We start from the raw sequence: 556 nt of genomic DNA, 5'->3' as shown, positions 1-556 counted from the left end.
CGTCGACGCCGGTGAGCTGGGCGGGGACGGCGTCCGCTCGGCCGGGGCGCGGCTTGTCTACCTGTCCCGCAACCGCGCCGGGGCGGTGCTCGACCAGCCGGCGCTGGGCCCGGAGGACGACGGGCCGAGCTGGGCGCGCACCCTCGTCGACACCGTCGCCGAGTCGATGGCCGCCGCGCAGTTCACCGCGACGGTCAACGACCTGTGCAGCCGCTGCCCGGTCCGTCGGGCGTGCCCGGTGCGGGCCGAAGGGCGTCAGGTGGTGGCACCGTGACCGCGATCAGCGCCGTCCAGGTGGCCGCGCTGCTCGGCCGGTCCGCGCCGACCCCCGAGCAGCAGGCCGTCATCGAGGGGCCGCTGCGTCCGGAGCTCGTGGTCGCCGGGGCCGGGTCGGGCAAGACCGAGACGATGGCCGGGCGGGTCGTGTGGCTGCTCGCCAACGGGCTCGTCGGGCCGGAGCAGGTGCTCGGGCTCACGTTCACCCGCAAGGCGGCGGCCGAGCTCGAGCAGCGCATCCGGGTGCGGGTGCGTCGGCTGGTGCGCGCCGCCGCCGACG

The 556-nt window shown here is 77.3% G+C and carries 2 protein-coding genes; both read left to right on the top strand.

The genetic code is table 11. The features are described from left to right. The coding region (locus F2B26_RS16805; protein WP_201292822.1) for a PD-(D/E)XK nuclease family protein at positions 1 to 274 on the top strand (274 nt) is incomplete at its 5' end. Then, on the top strand, positions 271 to 556 hold a 286-nt coding region (locus F2B26_RS16800; RefSeq protein ID WP_159811239.1), incomplete at its 3' end, for a UvrD-helicase domain-containing protein. The genes F2B26_RS16805 and F2B26_RS16800, both read left to right, overlap by 4 nt.

It is taken from the genome of Cellulomonas citrea (assembly GCF_009829685.1).
GTDB lineage: Bacteria > Actinomycetota > Actinomycetes > Actinomycetales > Cellulomonadaceae > Cellulomonas > Cellulomonas citrea.
The sequence above is the reverse complement of the archived record's forward strand: the minus strand, read 5'-3'. Positions and strand labels throughout refer to the sequence as shown.